A 16,139-nucleotide genomic window follows, 5' to 3' on the forward strand; every position below is an offset into this window, starting at 1 on the left:
TCATTAACCCCTGCAAAGGTACTATTGGAGGCCAATTTTTCAAACATGAATCCCAAGTCGAAAAAAAAGGTAAAAGAAGCTTCCGTAGCAAGGTATACACTTGTATTACAGCACTTTATAGGCATCTCAAAAGAGAATATTTTATTTAGAACAATTATAAATAACAGATTTTTTGCAGTCTTTCTTTACCTGTCTGATTATCAGTATTTGAAGTCTAAAAAGGATTTTAAATCGTATTCATTTAGATTTTTTTTGAAGCAAATCGGGAGAAAAAAGCAAAGACCATGTTTGGCACAAGCAAAGAATATCCCTACATTTGCATTCCGAAAAATAATGGTCGCGTGGCCGAGTGGCTAGGCAGAGGTCTGCAAAACCTTGTACAGCGGTTCGAATCCGCTCGCGACCTCAACAAAAGCATCCGAAAAAAACGGATGCTTTTTTCTTTTTAGGAAAGCCTTCATCCTAATCAGTAAAAAAATCTGCAAAAAAAACGCCGACTTTTCAGCCGGCGTTTTCTATTTACTTCAGAAAATAAGTCTTGATTCTTTTGTCTAGAATCTGAAGTCTTATTTCTTTCCTTCCATCTTCTCTTTTAACTCAGCCAAAGCATCGATGTCTCCTAGCGTTGATTTTTCAGCTTGAGCAGGCATTTCGACTGAATCTTCCTTCTTCTTGCCGGCTGAAGCAGCTGCTTTCTTAGCCGCTTTAGCTTCTTCTTTGAAGGTAGCTGTGTGTGAAAGAACAATACGCTTATCGTCTTTAGAGAATTCGGTCACTTTGAAGTCCAAAGATTCACCTACTTCTACCTGAGAACCGTCTTCTTTCTCCAGATTTTTCACAGTGGCGAAGCCTTCCAATCCGTAAGGAAGCTCAAGGACAGCACCTTTGTCATTCTTGGAGTTAACCGTACACTTGTGCACTGAACCTACTGGGAATACAGTTTCGAAAGTATCCCATGGATTTTCTTCCAACTGCTTGTGACCCAAAGCCAATCTTCTGTTTTCTACGTCAAGTTCAAGAACAGCTACTTCTAGCTCGTCTCCCACTTTCACAAATTCAGAAGGATGCTTGATTTTCTTAGTCCAAGAAAGGTCAGATACGTGAACCAAACCGTCGATACCTTCTTCCAATTCAAGGAACAGGCCGAAGTTGGTCAAGTTTCTTACTACACCTTTGTGCTTAGTGCCTACTGCATACTTGGTAGACATGTCACCCTTGGTCCAAGGATCTTCAGTAAGCTGCTTGATACCCAAAGACATCTTTCTTTCGTCTTTATCCAAGGTCAACACTACTGCTTCGATCTCATCACCCACTTTCACAAAGTCAGCTGGGTTTCTCAAATGCTGAGACCAGCTCATTTCAGATACGTGGATCAAACCTTCTACACCTGGAGCCAATTCCAAGAATGCACCGTAGTCAGCTACGTTTACGATCTTACCTTGAACTCTTGAACCTACTTCCAAGTTGGCAGCCAAAGAATCCCAAGGATGAGAAGTCAATTGCTTCATACCCAAAGAAATTCTCTTCTTATCGTCATCGAAGTCAAGTACCACCACCTGAACTTTCTGATCAAGGTGCAATACTTCTTCTGGATGATTGATACGGCCCCAAGAAATGTCTGTAATGTGAAGTAGACCATCCACACCACCCAAATCGATGAATACCCCGAAATTGGTCATGTTCTTGATCACACCTTCCAATACCTGACCTTTCTCCAGGTTGTTTAGGATTTCAGCTTTTTGCTTCTCTAGATCTTTCTCGATCAATACTTTGTGAGAAACAACTACGTTATCGTTGGTGTGGTTGATTTTCACCACCTTCACTTCCATCTTCTTACCTACATAGATATCGAAATCTCTGATAGGCTTTACGTCGATTTGAGAACCTGGCAAGAAGGCTTCTACACCGTAGATATCTACGATCAAACCACCCTTGGTTCTTCTCTTCACAAGACCCTCGATCACGCTGTCGTTTTCCAATGCGCTCTCGATGTCCTGCCAAGCACGAACGATTTTTGCTTTTTTACGGGATAGGATCAACTGACCCAAGGCATTTTCCTGCTCTTCGATGAAGACCTCAACTTCATCACCTGGCTTGATACCGGCAACGTCACGGAATTCAGAAAGAGGCACAAGACCGTCAGACTTGAATCCGATGTTGATGATCACATCCTTGTCGTTTACTCCTACTACTACACCTTTGATCACCTCTTTTTCAGTGATCTCATTCAAGGTACCGGCATACATTGCTTCCATCTGAGCTCTTTGCTCTTTGGAGTAGCCATCTCCGAAACCTTTGGTGCCGAAGTTTTCCCAATTAAATTCTTTTGAACTAGACATAAATAAAATTGACTCTGTAAATCAGCAAGCCTAGAGTCATGAGATTGCTGTTTTTTTGGTTAGAAATCAGCGCTTTGCAATCACAAAACACCCCGTTCACCCGAACGGACTGCAAAGGTATTGATTTTCTTTAATTTGGATAAACACAAAATAAAATTTCATCCCTAAATAAGGACAGTCCATCCACTACTTGAATTTTAAACGGATCGCTGTAAACTTGTTAAAAAGAAAAGCCCCGAATCGCTTCGAGGCTTGCAAGCAAAGAGTTAAAGGATATAATTCGAACCCAAATCTAACTCAATTTCCCCAATGATCAAGTTCTTTCAGTGGATTTATACCGCTTATTCTGCACTGATCTTCGTAGCCTTGATGTTGATTTTAGGATTATTCATCGTGATTCCGATCTTGGTCGCCGAGAGAGGAGACAAAATCTCCATTCGCGTGATCTGGATTTGGGCTAAGGTATGGGCTTTTCTTTCCGGAATTCGCTTTGAAGTACACGGAAAAGATTTGATCGACATCAAAAAACCTTACATTTTTATTTTCAACCACCGTTCCTTCATTGACGCCCCCATTATCCCGATTGCGATTCCTCAGGCTGTGAGAGCACTCGGTAAAAAAGAGCTTTCCAGAATTCCAGTCTTCAGTTGGGTAGTGGGAAGACTCGCTGTATGGGTAGATCGTACTTCCGTTGAATCCAGAAAAAAAAGCCTCGAAAAACTAATTGGAATCCTTGAGAAAGGAATTTCTGTGGTCGTTGCACCTGAGGGAACAAGAAATGACACCTCTGAAACTTTACTTCCATTCCAAAAAGGCGCCTTTAGACTTTCGATTGACACACGAATCCCAATAATGCCCATGGCAGTAATCGGAGCGGATCAAATCATGAAAAGGGGCTCTATCCTACTTAGCCCTGGAAAGGTGAGAATCTATTTTTCTGACCCCATTTTTCCCCCACCTCCTTCTGACACGGCGGTAAATGATTTTGCTTCAAAATGCAGAAACCGTCTTGAAGCTATGATTGTGGCTCATGAGTAATATTCACCTCTTCCTCGGAAAAAACATCCTGCGTCAATTGTTCAAAAATCACATACAGCACCAAAAAGGTCATAGGAAAGGTGACCAACAGCCCAATTCCAGCCAGAAGCAATCCAATCACATTCATAGCGATCAGGATCATCAAAAGAGCAAAAAATTGCCACCAATTACGGGTAATCAATTTTCTGCTCCACTCCATGGCAGACCATACATCCAAGCCTCCAAAAATCCCCATTAACATGGAAAAAAGATAACCAACAGCCAAATACACCCCTGGAATGATCAAAGCAAATAGCCCCAAAGCCACCAAGACCTGAGAAAGTAGAGAAATCGCTACCAAAGGCATCCAAAATCTAAAACCTCCAAAAAAATCGGGATACATCACCGACTCCCCCCTACTAATCTTATTGGCTACCAAAAAGAAGCCTGAATAAAGGGGAGGGGCCAGCAAGGCACTGTAAAGGATCATGTATTCCTGAATGTAAATCACCACAATTCCCTGAATAGACAGAATCAGCATCATATATATGATATGAAGCAAAGCCTGGGCTTTGAATAATTCCCAGGCCTTTGCAAATGATTCTTTGATATCAAAATCTACAGGAACCGTAAGCAATCGGTTCAGGCGTGCTTCCTCCATTCTTATTTGGTAAATGCTTCCAGGATATCGTGCTTGGTGATGATATGAATATTATCCAAGGTATCTCTCACTAGCACCGCTTTTTCTTTCTCCACCATGGAAGAAAGTACGTCCAAGGTAGAATCCAAAGCAACAAACTTCATCGAAGGCTCCATTACTTCAGATACATTCGCATCTTTCAACAGTGGATTGTCTATGATTTTTGAAAGCAACTTATTGTCGGTCAAGCTACCTACTACTTCATCTCCATCCAAGACAGGGATTTGAGAAATGCTTTTGCCATTCATTAAAGAAATGGCTTCCTTGACAGAGTCCGACTTTTTCACAGACACCAACTGGTAACTTCCGCTGCGCTGCGCAATGATGTCTCTGGCAGTAGAAAAGGTTTTGTCCTCCAGGAAACCATGATTTCTCATCCATTCATCGTTGTAGACTTTGCCCAAGTAGCGAGTTCCGTGATCGGGCAGGATAATCACCATTACATCGCCTTCTTTCAGGTGGTCTTTTGCCCATTCTAAGGCACCATGTACAGCGGAGCCACAGGACCATCCCACAAAAAGCCCCTCCTCCCGCGCCAGTCGGCGGGTCATCACCGCTGCATCCTTATCGGTCACTTTGATAAAGTGATCAATCAAACTGAAATCCACGTTTTTCGGAAGAATGTCTTCACCGATTCCTTCAGTCAGGTAAGGATAAATCTCTTTCTCGTCAAATATCCCTGTCTCCTTGTATTTTTTGAATACCGATCCATAGGTATCTATTCCGACAGTTACAAGATTGGGGTTTTGTTCTTTTAGGAATTTGGCAGTACCGCACATAGAGCCACCTGTTCCCACTCCCGCTGCATAATGCGTAATTCTTCCCTCCGTATCATTCCATATTTCAGGGCCGGTAGTTTCGTAGTGGGCAGCAGCATTGGAAAGGTTATCGTATTGATTGGGATAAAATGAATTTGGAATCTCACGATTTAACCTTCTCGCTACAGAGTAATAGGATCTCGGATCCTCAGGAGTTACGTTGGTAGGGCAAACGACCACTTCTGCCCCTACAGCCTTTAGGATATCGATCTTCTCTTTGGACTGTTTGTCTGCCATGGTAAAAATACACTTGTAGCCTTTAGCTACGGCTGCGAGCGCTAAACCCATACCGGTATTTCCGGAAGTCCCCTCAATGATCGTTCCGCCTGGCTTTAAGATTCCGGCTTTTTCGGCATCTTCCACCATTTTGATGGCCATCCGATCCTTCATGGAATTGCCCGGATTGAAGTATTCCACTTTGACTAACACCTCTCCTTTAATTCCTTGAGAAAGCTTGTTGAGGCGGATCATCGGCGTATTGCCGATGGTATCGATGATGGAGTTATAGATCATGGGTCTGTTATATTTGGTCTTCAAAATTAGAGGATTTTTTTAGGCTCAGTGCAAAAGTCCCGCTCCAAACCAAATAATATTTTGCTTTTATCAAACCGTCTTAAGTCTTGCGTTCTAAGGTCTTTATTAAAAAATACAAAGGCAGAGCCTCTGAATCCTTTCAACAGCTAGATTTCTTTAAACTCAAGTCTTTTCAGAATATCCAAGGTCACATGGACCATAATGGATGAAATAACTCCCAATCCAACCACCATGGTCAAGAGTCCAAGCATGAACTGATCTGTCAAGGCAAGTACAATTACTGAAAGAATGAATGAGGGAATCAGCCCAAAAACAAAAATACCTCCAATCATCAAAGGTTTGATCAATATCCGATCCCAACCCTCATCAAGACCTATTTGGGGAATCAGATTAATGGAAAGTCCTGTCAAATAGGCAAAAATCATCCCCAACGGAAAGATCAAAATCAGCCATACACTCACCTGAGCTAAAAACACTGAGGGTACAATCAATAGGAAAGAAAAGATAATCGTCTGCAGCAAATCCAACTTGATCATATTCCAAAACTTGGATGTCCAAGATGAAGGGACCAGGATAAACCAGGGCTTTTTGAGGTCTCCGATATTGGCCCGACCTACCCCTGCCAGAAAATAAAAAGCAATCATAAAACACAGATAGAAATAAAGCACCTTGTGGGAAAACCAATCAAAATTGGATAAACCTGCAAGAAGTATCCCCAACGCAGATAATCCCATGGTATAAACTCCAATCAGGGGATGAAAATCCTGACGGCTGCTGTGCACATAATTTCTCCAATAGAACGCCTTCGCCCCCATTCCAAACTCCGGAAGGGCCAATTGCTTTTTGGTATTGAGGCTGTAGGTATCTTCAGTAATCTCCCTCTTGCCCATGGCCTTTTCTAGCTTTTCTTCGTTGGATTTGGTAGACTCCAGCACATCCTCATAATAGTAGCCGGCGTATTGAATGACCAATTTGACCACGGTGAAGTAGGTAAGCCCATACAACAACAAAAACGAGGTAGACAAAACCCAGTTTTGATGGGCCAAATACCCCATGATTCCCCTACTCCACCCTACAATAGGGAAAAGATCGAACCAAGAAGAAGCAATCCATGAAAACATGCCTTGCCAGAATTTTTCGGCCATAAAGCCCGGGATCAGAACCATCCCCGTCAGGAGCACCCCTAATGCAATGACTCCCCCTCGGATATACTCCAACATACCATACCTCGTATGGAGGGTATAAATCAAAAACCTGAGCGGAAAAATCATGAAAAAAAACAAAGCAAATCCAAGAAGTATAAAAATCACCCCCAACACTCCCAAGTCATAATCTCTTGCCAGTTGGCCACCACTGTAAACCAAAAAAAACAAGGATCCCCCCAAAGCTGGCAAAATTGATCTCCCCATGTAGTAAATCAAAAGATTTTCAGGCTTGACCGGTGCAGTAAAAAGCAAGTTTACATCCGCCATTTTGAAAAAGGTGACATTGTTTTTCGTGGCTCGATAAAGCTGAAAGACCAAAAAACCCAAGGCTAGGATGGTAACCCCTCCTACCAAATTCTGAAGGGCAAAATCCACTTCCCCCGCTGCATCCAGGTCAAGGTCATCCATGGAGGCCTTTTCCGAAGAAAATCTCCTGGTGTACATAAACACAAAATAGCCCACTGCGACGGCATAAGGAATCAATCGGGCGGGATTCTTAAAGATGAGCAGAATGTTGTTCTTCAGAATCCACAGATCCTTTTTAAACAGTAACTTGATCTCATTCATCCTTGGTCAGCTCTAAAAACAAATCCTCCAGACTTAATCCTTCTCCCCTTGCAGCCTGAATCTTGAGGTTCTCCACCGTGTCATTGCCTATGATTTTCCCATCTTTCATGATCATCACCCGATCTGCAATGGACTCCACGCTATCAATCAGGTGTGTAGATACCAAAATGGTTTTCCCTTGTTCTTTGAGATTTTTAAAAAGCAACTTGGTGTTTTTAATCGCCTTGGGATCCAAACCAATCATGGGCTCATCAAAAAACAACAATTGGGGGTCGGGAAGAAGCGCGCAACAAATGGAAACCTTTTGACGCATGCCCTTGGACAGGTCCCGACCTAGTTTCTTTTGCTTGTCATCCAATTCATACAGTTCCAAAAGCTCTTTAGCTCTGGGTTGCCAATCCCTCACTCCATAGGCCTGAGCGATAAACTGCATATGTTCCCAGATCGTGAGCAGATCATAGACGTAAGGAGTCTCAGGAATATAGCTAAAATATTTCTTGGCCTCCACACTGAGATGATCATGACCTCCAATGGTGATTTCCCCCGCGGTCTTTCGTAAGAGTCCCACGATGCATTTCATAGTCGTGCTTTTCCCTGCCCCATTTGGACCAAGCAACCCTACTACTTCTCCACCCTCCAGGTGAAATGAAACATGATCCACGGCATTTTGCTTGCCATATTTTTTTACGAGATCTGTAACTGTCAGCATCAAAAATCCATTTCGCGATATTGCCACTATTTCCAGAAATATTCTATCATCTGATGGAGCAGAGAAGAAAAACATCCATCACCGAGGTTTAGCCGGCTATTTTAGAATTTTAAAGGAATAGAAATAAGTAAATTCCTAAGCTCTCAACCAAAAGATAGAAGGGTGGGTTGCAAGTTTTGGAATCTTTTTTGATCAATTTTGATGAACCTCTTAACTAAATATGAATCTTATGAGAAAAATTTTTGGATTAGTTTTCTTCCTGCTTGCCATGCAAAATGTATTTGGGCAACGGGCAGGAGGATTCCGATTTCAAATGGACTTAGGAACCGCCATCCCAAAAAATGGAGGAATCGGAGCACTGGTAAATCTCGAACCTCAAATTCTGATTACAGATAACATGGCGTTTGGCCTAAGAATGGGAGTGGCAGGATTAGCCAAAGATGTTACCTATTTTAATATTCCGGAAGACTACGACGGAGAAATATCTGCCAATGCATCTGTGACCGGAACTTTTAACTACTATTTCAATAAAGGAAACAGTAGAGTTGCCCCATACATTGGAGCAGGTTTTGGATACTTTGGTCTTAGCTCCATCGATTTGGAAGATACGGATATCAACGAAGATGAAGTCGGAGATCTAGAAGCCGATTTTGCTTGGGCCCCTATGGTAAGGGCTGGGATAGAATTAGGCAAATTCCGAATAGGCGGAGAGTATAACTTTGTTCCACCAAGCAATCTCCAAAATGTAAGCGGACAAGTCATTGGTGAAGCAATCAATCAGTATTTCGGATTTACACTTGGCTTTTTCGTAGGAGGAGGCAAGTGGGGGAAATAGTTTCGAAATCTAGATTTGGCATAATCAACCAACACAAACTATTTGAAAACTAAAAAAGGGCGAGACCAATCTCGCCCTTTTTTACTATTTAGATTTACGTTGTTGTTTGAATCCAATGTTTAGCATCTCGTGTCTAAAGTCTAAGCTCTTGCTACCTGATACTTGCAGCTTAATTCTTTAAAGACTAACCTTTCGCTCCCGCCAAAAGATAGAGTACCGCCATTCTGACCGCTACTCCATTTTCGACCTGTTCCAGGATAATGGATTGCTCAGAATCAGCAGCATCAGAACTCAATTCTACTCCCCGATTGATTGGTCCAGGGTGCATGACCACAATTTTCTTATCAAGGGAATCTAGCATTTTCTTGTTGATCCCGTAATAGAGTGAATACTCTCTCAAGCTTGGGAAATACTTAATCTGCTGACGCTCGAGTTGGATTCTCAGTACGTTGGCCACATCGCACCATTCGAGTGCTTTTCTGACATCCAACTCCACTTTCACTCCCAAGCTGGCGATATATTTTGGCAAAAGAGTGATTGGTCCGCAAACCATTACCTCAGCTCCTAGCTTTTGGAGGCAAAAGATATTGGAAAGGGCTACTCTGGAATGAAGAATATCCCCTATGATGGCTACTTTTTTTCCTGCTAGATCGCCTAGTTTCTCTTGCATTGAAAAAGCATCCAATAAAGCCTGTGTAGGATGCTCATGAGTGCCGTCCCCGGCATTGACGATATTGGCTTTCACATTTCTGGAAAGAAAATGAGGTGCGCCTGGACTGGCATGGCGCATGACCACCATGTCGACCTTCATTGCCAGTATATTGTTGACGGTGTCGACAAGTGTCTCCCCTTTTTTCACAGAGCTGTTTGACGAGGAAAAATTGACCACATCAGCACTAAGGCGCTTCTCGGCCAGCTCAAAAGAAAGTCGGGTTCGTGTGGAGTTTTCGAAGAATATATTCGCTATGGTGATGTCGCGAAGGGAAGGCACCTTTTTAATTGGCCTGTTAATCACATCCTTGAAATTCGCTGCGGTTTCCAAGATCAGTCGGATATCGGTCTCTGAGATATCCTTGATTCCAAGCAGGTGTCTGGTGCTGAGTTGCGACATGATTAGATTTTATCTTTCTCTGTGATCCAAATTGCGTCCTGTGGATGGCCTTGTTGAGCCCATTCCACGATAACATGTTGTGAGTCGAGCGTATTGACTTTGACTCCCACATAATCCGGCATGATAGGAAAATCCCTTGTCAACCTCCTGTCTACTAACACCATCAACTCCACCTTAAGGGGTCTGCCAAAAGCAATCATCGCATCCATAGCCGCACGTACAGAACGTCCCTTGTAAAGAACATCGTCGATGAGGATTACTTTTTTCCCTTCCACCAAAAAATCAATTTTGGTCTCATTGGCTTTCAAAGGAAAATCCCTTCTTCGAAAGTCATCCCGGTGAAACGTAGCATCCAGATAACCTGAAGGAACATCCACTCCGGAAATCTCTTTCAATAGAGCAACAATCTTATCCAAAAGAAGAGTGCCTCTAGGCTGAAGACCTAAAAGTACGGTGTTTTCGAAATCGTCATGATTTTCGATAAGTTGGAAACAGAAGCGTTTCAGGGTGATGGCAATCTGCTGCTGATCGAGTACAAGCCGTTTTTGCATGGGTCGGATTTGGGTCGTAAATATAGGAATAAAACTAGTCCCGACTTTCGACTGGCTGGTACAAATCCCCGTCAACCAAAATTTTGCTCATAAAAAAGACATCCCTAAACTCTTCCTGGTTTTGGGAATTCATATACCTCACGGTTTGCTTTCCTGAAAGCAAAAAATACCGGTCATACCAATGAACTAGCCGGACCGATTCAAAATCGGTGCTTTGGATTCTTCCATTCTCATCCGGAAGTGCAAAATCAACCCTATGATCTTCCACTATTTTTTCACCATTCCTGAAAAAGCTGAGTCTGATCTGATCATCTACCGCATACAGGTGAAATAAATCATCACCTACCACTGCGATCTCTCCAAAAGGCTCGGGATAGTTGGTAATAAACTCCCTGTAGGTCGCAGCATTATCCCAAATCACCTGACCCGTTTTTGCAACTTTTACAAAATGAGCCGACTGGTACTGGTATTCCGTGTAGAGGGAAAAAGAATGAATGGGCATATTGGGGGAAACAAACGGATCCATGTAATAGGGCGCATACCCCATCCGGCTCATTCGATCATATCGATAGGGATTTGTTGAAGAATTCGGTATGCCCCTTCCAGAACCTCGAGAGGTTACAATATTGAGTTGATCAAAATATACATAATAGGCATCTTCCGTTTCTCTGACATCCCGGATGGAATAGGTATTTCTAATAGAAGGAATCTTCCCTTTTTCCAAATCCGATACTACGATTTGATCTTGTTTTGCTTTCCTTTTCTCAGGCAGGTAATTGAAAAAATTAGGAAAATCCTCAAGGGTGTACAGTTTGAATTCATATTCCCCAAATTCATTGATCTCCATGATATACATACCCTGGTAGGAATTACGACCTACCAATCCATAGGAACCAATCATGACTTGCTGGTAATTTTGGTCAGCCAGAAGCAATCCCTCCAATATCTCCTGCCCTTGTTGGCCAAACTGATCGACTTTTACTTCTCTAACGAGATTACCCAGCATATCAAATGTCAAAATAGAGGTCTCTCTAACTTTGTATTGTCCTCGTCGACTCACCACCACTTCCAGAGCTTCTAACTCTGCCAATTTCCGGATTTGGAGTACTTGAGTATTATTGCCATACACTCCTTGTACCGTATGTACACTCTTGTCATCTATATTGTATATCTGCAATACTGGCCTCCCCTCTGCATTTCCCATAAACACCGCCTTGCGGTTGATTACTAAAAACTCGACCAAATCCAAAGGCAATAGATTTTCAGCTGGATATTCAAAGCCTTCATTGGTCTGAAGATTTATATGCAGGATGTATTTTTCAGCTCCGGTATTAAACCCCTTTGACAACAACACATATAGATGATGCTGATCGGTATCATAACCAATCATATCAAAGCCATTACGGAGTTTCACCTCAATCAAACCGGTTGACTTCAGATCCAGTCCGGTGGTATAGTATTGGAAAATACGATCTGAATTGAAGCTTTTTGCCTGAAAGGTCCTAAAGGAAACCAAACCCTCAGGAATTCTCATGATTTCAAAAATCGGCTCAAAAGGCTGAGAAGCCACTTCAAAGCGATCCAAAAACTTTACCTGTGCAGACACCGAAATGGCTACTTGAGAAAGAAAAAACAAAAGAAGTACTTTTTTCATGCACCCAATTTTAGAATCAACTCAAATTCAGATTGAGTCATCGACATCACAGAAAGCCTGGATTGCCTAAGCATCAACATATCGGAAAGTAGATCCTCCGATTTGATAGCCTGAAGGGTCACAGGATTCTTCAATGCAACTTTGGATCTTAACCTGACTGCATCCCAAACTGCATCTTTTGGATCGGGAAAGGCCTCCGCCGACACTTCTGCCACACCTACCACTGCTTTGTCTTTTCCGGAATGATAAAATAATACCAAATCTCCCAGGTGCATTTCCCTTAAAAAATTCCTAGCCTGATAATTTCTTACCCCATCCCATACATCCTCACCTTTTTTGACAAAATCTTCCCAAGAGTAAGACGTTGGCTCTGTTTTGACCATCCAGTAATTCATAAGTTGGCTTTCGGTTAATTGGTGATTGGAAATAGAAAACTGATCATTGTACTTGTCTTTTCAAGTTACCCCTTCGGACTTTAATTTGAAACTATATTTGAAGACATTTGTATAGTTAGCAAAACGAAAATTCAAAAATTTTGGACCACAAGACCATTCTGAAACAACTCAAGCTGAGTATTCAGCTCATGGAGCTACACGAGGAAAACCCGTTTAAAATACGAAGCTACCAAAGTGCACTCAACACCTTGGAACGCGGGGATCAGGACCTCATGGAATTGACTGACAGCGGGTTGGCTGAACTTCCAGGACTTGGAAAAAGTATAATTGAAGCTATCCAAAGCATCAAATCTTCGGGCTCTTTTGCTCTGTTAAATGAGCTTCTAGAAAAAACACCCGAAGGCGTTCTTGAAATTCTGCAAATCAAAGGGTTGGGTCCAAAAAAAGTAAAAACCTTATGGGAAGAATTAGGCATTACCTCCACCCATGAGTTGATGGAAGCCTGTCGGAGTGGAAAAGTCGCTCAAATAAAAGGCTTCGGAGAAAAGACCCAAGAAGCCATCATTCAAAATCTGGTTTTCAAAGCATCCAATGCCGGGAAGTGGCTCTATGCAGATATTGAAGATGCAGTGATTCAATTGGAATCTACCTTGAGCCAATTACTTTCTCAATCAAAACTGGCAATAGTAGGCGAATTCGCCCGAAAAATGGAAATCATCTCCGAAGCAGAGTTTCTGATTGCTTCAGATCACCTTTCTAGCATCAAATCTCATCTGAGTACCTTCGAACCCATTGAATGGGATTGGACTCAATCCGGCCCCATGACCTGGAGAGGAAAACTTCGGGATCCTGAACTAAATGTCAAAGTTCAATTTTGCAATTCTGAAGATTTCCTATGGAAAAAGCTGGTTTTGGAAGCTTCCAAGGCACACTTGGCCTGCACAGTGGATGAGCATGAAACGATGACAGAGAAAATCCTCAAAAAGAATTATCATTCGGAGGAGGACTTTTTTCAAAAAAATAATTTACAGTATATCCCTCTGGAAATGAGAGAGGGATTTGGTGAGGTAGCTCAGGCTAAGGAGCACAAAATACCTGACCTTTTGGAAAATTCAGACCTTAAAGGGATACTCCACAACCATTCCACCTACAGCGATGGCAAGCACAGCCTAAGGCAAATGGCAGAGCACTGCAAATCCCTAGGTTATGAATACCTTGGCATCTCAGATCACAGCCGGACTGCGAGCTATGCCGGAGGATTAGAGATTGAAAAAGTACTAAAGCAACACGCCGAAATCGATCTGCTCAACCAAGAACTAGCTCCCTTTCGAATTTTTAAAGGCATTGAATCGGATATCTTGGCGGATGGAAGTCTGGACTATCCGCAAGATGTGTTAAAAAGTTTTGATTTTATCGTTTCCTCTGTGCATTCGATTCTTAACATGGAAAAGAGAAGGGCTACCGACCGGTTGATTCGGGCGATTACAAATCCTTTTACAACCATATTGGGACATCCCACTGGTAGGCTTTTGCTCAGGCGTGAAGGATACCCCGTCGATCACAAAGCCATCATCGATGCCTGTGCGGCCCACCATGTCGTTATCGAAATTAACGCCAACCCCTGGAGGCTTGACTTGGACTGGCGCTGGGTTAGGTATGCCATGGACCAAGGCGTCAAGCTCTCCATCAATCCTGATGCCCATGAAATGGACGGATATGCCGACATGAAATATGGTGTCTTGGTAGGGAGAAAAGGAGGACTTACGAAAGAAATGACACTCAATGCTCTTAGCAGAGAAGAAATAGCTTCGTACTTTGCAGCCCGAAAAGCCAGCATCAAATAAAACATCCCCACCCAATCATCTAACCGCTCAATCTCATCTCTGTCCTAATCTCTTAATCTTACCTCATGAAATGGTCTGACCTTCCCGAACCCGTACTACTCCAGAGATCCTTCCTTTTTGGAATTACCGGGATACTACTTGGTGCCCTTTCCATTTTAAATTCCAATTTCCATGTGTTGGAAGCACCTATGGGGCCGCTAAATGGAGTCAGTCTACTGCTTCAGTTTTTTGGACTAGGCTTGGCCATGATGGTTTTAAGAAAAAGAAAAGTGGCTCAGGAATTCAAAGAAAAATCTCAGATGATGATCCTGATTATGGTAGTGGCCCTGTTGTTTTTCATCTTTTCTCTTTAATCCCAAAAATATTCCAGCCTGAAATGAATTGATTTTCAGGCTGTTTATTTTTTTACTTAAAAAAAATTTAACTTTTTTTAAATATCAGCGCAACCCTTTTTCAGGACCCTGCATCTACCCTTTTGAAAGCCAACCGGAATGTTTAACAGATCCAATTTTTCCACTGAAGAAGGACTAATCAAGGGATGCCTAAGAGGGGACCGATCGGCCCAGCGTCACTTGTATGAATCCTATTCGGGGAAATTTCTGGCCATCTGTATGCGATACCTGAAAGATCGCGAGCATGCCGAAGATGTGATGATCGAGAGCTTCATGAAAATCTTTGAAAAACTCCCTCAATTTCAGGCAAAGGGAAGTTTTGAAGGGTGGATGAAACGAATCGTAGTCACTCAGGCACTGATGACACTAAGAAGTAACCGACATCTGATGATGGAGGTAAACCTCGAAATGGAGTATGATTTTCAAGGACACCACTACGAGTTGACTCATTTGGAGACCGCAGAATTGATGGAATTGGTTCAAGGCCTTCCGGTAGGATACCGGACTGTCTTCAACTTATACGCAATCGAAGGGTATTCCCACCAGGAAATCGCTGATTTGCTTGGCATCAGCGAAAGCACCTCCAAGTCACAGTTGAATCGCGCCCGAACAGCTCTCAAAGAAAAAATTGCCAGTCTGCAACCCAAAATCAAGACTAACCATGGCTAAAACAAACGAACAATTCGACCGGATTTTCAAGGATAAACTTGAAAATCATCAGGAAAAACCGAGCGCTCTGGCTTGGGAAAGGCTCGAAAGTCAACTCCCCAAAAAATCCAACTCCGGATTGGGTTTTTGGTGGGCTATCGCTGCCTCGGTCAGCATCTTGTTTTTTGTCGGGTATCTGACTTGGCAAGGACAGGAAGAAGTATCGGAGGAAACCCTTATTTCAGAAAATCTGAAATCAAACGAAGACCTACCCCTTCTCGACCAAAATTCTTCCCCAGAAGAAGTGCTTCAAACTCCAAATACCAATGACTTAATCTCTGAAAATGAATCCCTCGTAGCTTCATCGAAAATACAAGAAGCTCAAGGTACTTATCAAAAAGCTTCCATTCCGGCAACACCTAAAACCGAGTATAACCCTTCTGAATTTACAGCTCCATCTTCTGAAATTTTGATTGCTGAGGTGAATGTACCTGAGCTTAAAGCCCAGGATATCACTCTTCCCCTTCCGGAAATGAAAGCACCGGAAATCAATCAAGCGCTGGCCTCCTCAGCTATGGAAAATGCAGAAGAGCCTCTCTATCGGGTCAGCATTTATTCCAATGGGATCAAAAAAGGAGAACCTGTGGACAAAAATCTGATCACCGAACTGGGTAAGACTGTGGGACAAGTGGAAGGATTACTTGGAAAAGTGGACAATGGATTTGCTGAATTACAGGATAAAAAAGACAACCTCTTTGCAAGTCTCACCTCTAAAAGAGACCGAGCAGACGAAAAACCTTAAAACTAAACCAACTACTTG

Annotated in this window: 15 protein-coding genes and 1 tRNA gene; 7 read left to right on the forward strand and 9 right to left on the reverse strand. The window is 42.6% G+C overall.

The annotated features are described in order from the left end of the window. Positions 1–335: 335 nt before the first annotated feature. Positions 336–406: transfer RNA gene (locus DDT91_RS08040), tRNA-Cys, on the forward strand. A 160-nt stretch (positions 407–566) separates the two neighbouring features. Here DDT91_RS08040 and rpsA read toward each other — a convergent pair. Beyond that, complete coding sequence (rpsA, locus tag DDT91_RS08045) at positions 567–2,339, reverse strand: 30S ribosomal protein S1 (protein WP_187175666.1); 1,773 nt, start codon at positions 2,337–2,339, stop codon at positions 567–569. Between the two features lie 309 nt (positions 2,340–2,648). Here rpsA and DDT91_RS08050 point away from each other — a divergent pair, with 309 nt between their 5' ends. After that, a complete protein-coding gene (locus tag DDT91_RS08050; RefSeq protein WP_222718621.1) occupies positions 2,649–3,377 on the forward strand; it encodes a 1-acyl-sn-glycerol-3-phosphate acyltransferase in 729 nt (242 codons plus the stop codon). On the opposite strand, the gene DDT91_RS08055 is transcribed toward DDT91_RS08050, so the two are convergent. The 4 genes from DDT91_RS08055 to DDT91_RS08070 form a co-directional block, all read right to left on the reverse strand. Beyond that, positions 3,355–4,017 (reverse strand): hypothetical protein, encoded by a 663-nt coding sequence (locus tag DDT91_RS08055; RefSeq protein WP_187175667.1) that lies wholly within the window; start codon positions 4,015–4,017, stop codon positions 3,355–3,357. The genes DDT91_RS08050 and DDT91_RS08055 overlap by 23 nt on opposite strands. 2 nt (positions 4,018–4,019) lie before the next feature. Beyond that, positions 4,020–5,387 carry a pyridoxal-phosphate dependent enzyme gene (locus DDT91_RS08060; RefSeq protein ID WP_187176129.1) on the reverse strand — a complete coding sequence of 456 codons (1,368 nt, stop codon included), beginning with the start codon at positions 5,385–5,387 and terminating at the stop codon, positions 4,020–4,022. A 167-nt stretch (positions 5,388–5,554) separates the two neighbouring features. Then, on the reverse strand, positions 5,555–7,180 hold the full coding sequence (locus DDT91_RS08065) for a putative ABC exporter domain-containing protein (protein ID WP_187175668.1): 1,626 nt from the start codon (positions 7,178–7,180) through the stop codon (positions 5,555–5,557). After that, positions 7,173–7,889 (reverse strand): ABC transporter ATP-binding protein, encoded by a 717-nt coding sequence (locus tag DDT91_RS08070; protein WP_187175669.1) that lies wholly within the window; start codon positions 7,887–7,889, stop codon positions 7,173–7,175. The genes DDT91_RS08065 and DDT91_RS08070 overlap by 8 nt, the downstream gene beginning before the upstream one ends. 229 nt (positions 7,890–8,118) lie before the next feature. Between DDT91_RS08070 and DDT91_RS08075 the strand changes: the two genes are divergently transcribed. Further along, the gene (locus DDT91_RS08075) at positions 8,119–8,724 is read left to right on the forward strand and encodes an OmpW family outer membrane protein (RefSeq protein ID WP_187175670.1); all 606 of its coding nucleotides are present in this window, start codon (positions 8,119–8,121) and stop codon (positions 8,722–8,724) included. A 184-nt stretch (positions 8,725–8,908) separates the two neighbouring features. Here DDT91_RS08075 and DDT91_RS08080 read toward each other — a convergent pair whose 3' ends face one another. From DDT91_RS08080 to DDT91_RS08095, 4 genes are read right to left on the reverse strand one after another with little or no spacing between them, the layout of a single operon-like run. Continuing rightward, a complete protein-coding gene (locus DDT91_RS08080) occupies positions 8,909–9,835 on the reverse strand; it encodes an aspartate carbamoyltransferase catalytic subunit (protein WP_187175671.1) in 927 nt (308 codons plus the stop codon). A 2-nt stretch (positions 9,836–9,837) separates the two neighbouring features. Continuing rightward, positions 9,838–10,386 (reverse strand): bifunctional pyr operon transcriptional regulator/uracil phosphoribosyltransferase PyrR, encoded by a 549-nt coding sequence (gene pyrR / locus DDT91_RS08085; protein WP_187175672.1) that lies wholly within the window; start codon positions 10,384–10,386, stop codon positions 9,838–9,840. A gap of 34 nt (positions 10,387–10,420) precedes the next feature. Next, positions 10,421–12,040 carry a transcriptional regulator gene (locus tag DDT91_RS08090; RefSeq protein ID WP_187175673.1) on the reverse strand — a complete coding sequence of 540 codons (1,620 nt, stop codon included), beginning with the start codon at positions 12,038–12,040 and terminating at the stop codon, positions 10,421–10,423. Further along, positions 12,037–12,435: an EVE domain-containing protein gene (locus DDT91_RS08095; protein WP_187175674.1), complete on the reverse strand. Its 399-nt coding sequence runs from the start codon at positions 12,433–12,435 to the stop codon at positions 12,037–12,039. Before DDT91_RS08095 ends, DDT91_RS08090 begins: the two co-directional genes overlap by 4 nt. A 140-nt stretch (positions 12,436–12,575) precedes the next feature. Between DDT91_RS08095 and polX the strand changes: the two genes are divergently transcribed. From polX to DDT91_RS08115, 4 genes are all read left to right on the forward strand, one after another. After that, positions 12,576–14,279 carry a DNA polymerase/3'-5' exonuclease PolX gene (gene polX, locus DDT91_RS08100; protein WP_187175675.1) on the forward strand — a complete coding sequence of 568 codons (1,704 nt, stop codon included), beginning with the start codon at positions 12,576–12,578 and terminating at the stop codon, positions 14,277–14,279. A 65-nt stretch (positions 14,280–14,344) separates the two neighbouring features. Further along, positions 14,345–14,632, forward strand: coding sequence for a hypothetical protein (locus DDT91_RS08105; RefSeq protein ID WP_187175676.1), 288 nt, complete (start codon positions 14,345–14,347; stop codon positions 14,630–14,632). A 138-nt stretch (positions 14,633–14,770) separates the two neighbouring features. Beyond that, positions 14,771–15,340: an RNA polymerase sigma factor gene (locus DDT91_RS08110; protein WP_187175677.1), complete on the forward strand. Its 570-nt coding sequence runs from the start codon at positions 14,771–14,773 to the stop codon at positions 15,338–15,340. Beyond that, on the forward strand, positions 15,333–16,121 hold the full coding sequence (locus DDT91_RS08115) for a hypothetical protein (protein ID WP_187175678.1): 789 nt from the start codon (positions 15,333–15,335) through the stop codon (positions 16,119–16,121). Before DDT91_RS08110 ends, DDT91_RS08115 begins: the two co-directional genes overlap by 8 nt. The last annotated feature ends 18 nt before the right edge of the window (positions 16,122–16,139 follow it).

This window comes from Algoriphagus sp. AK58 (assembly GCF_014324365.1).
GTDB lineage: Bacteria > Bacteroidota > Bacteroidia > Cytophagales > Cyclobacteriaceae > Algoriphagus.

What these genes read in the sequence shown, in the direction of transcription:
- DDT91_RS08055 (WP_187175667.1), bottom strand. Translation starts at nt 4,017, where the DNA reads ATGGAGGAAGCACGCCTGAACCGATTGCTTACGGTTCCTGTAGATTTT.
- DDT91_RS08060 (WP_187176129.1), bottom strand. Translation starts at nt 5,387, where the DNA reads ATGATCTATAACTCCATCATCGATACCATCGGCAATACGCCGATGATC.
- DDT91_RS08110 (WP_187175677.1), top strand. Translation starts at nt 14,771, where the DNA reads ATGTTTAACAGATCCAATTTTTCCACTGAAGAAGGACTAATCAAGGGA.
- DDT91_RS08105 (WP_187175676.1), top strand. Translation starts at nt 14,345, where the DNA reads ATGAAATGGTCTGACCTTCCCGAACCCGTACTACTCCAGAGATCCTTC.
- DDT91_RS08070 (WP_187175669.1), bottom strand. Translation starts at nt 7,889, where the DNA reads ATGCTGACAGTTACAGATCTCGTAAAAAAATATGGCAAGCAAAATGCC.
- DDT91_RS08090 (WP_187175673.1), bottom strand. Translation starts at nt 12,040, where the DNA reads ATGAAAAAAGTACTTCTTTTGTTTTTTCTTTCTCAAGTAGCCATTTCG.
- DDT91_RS08095 (WP_187175674.1), bottom strand. Translation starts at nt 12,435, where the DNA reads ATGAATTACTGGATGGTCAAAACAGAGCCAACGTCTTACTCTTGGGAA.
- DDT91_RS08065 (WP_187175668.1), bottom strand. Translation starts at nt 7,180, where the DNA reads ATGAATGAGATCAAGTTACTGTTTAAAAAGGATCTGTGGATTCTGAAG.
- pyrR (WP_187175672.1), bottom strand. Translation starts at nt 10,386, where the DNA reads ATGCAAAAACGGCTTGTACTCGATCAGCAGCAGATTGCCATCACCCTG.
- DDT91_RS08080 (WP_187175671.1), bottom strand. Translation starts at nt 9,835, where the DNA reads ATGTCGCAACTCAGCACCAGACACCTGCTTGGAATCAAGGATATCTCA.
- DDT91_RS08075 (WP_187175670.1), top strand. Translation starts at nt 8,119, where the DNA reads ATGAGAAAAATTTTTGGATTAGTTTTCTTCCTGCTTGCCATGCAAAAT.
- DDT91_RS08050 (WP_222718621.1), top strand. Translation starts at nt 2,649, where the DNA reads ATGATCAAGTTCTTTCAGTGGATTTATACCGCTTATTCTGCACTGATC.
- DDT91_RS08115 (WP_187175678.1), top strand. Translation starts at nt 15,333, where the DNA reads ATGGCTAAAACAAACGAACAATTCGACCGGATTTTCAAGGATAAACTT.
- rpsA (WP_187175666.1), bottom strand. Translation starts at nt 2,339, where the DNA reads ATGTCTAGTTCAAAAGAATTTAATTGGGAAAACTTCGGCACCAAAGGT.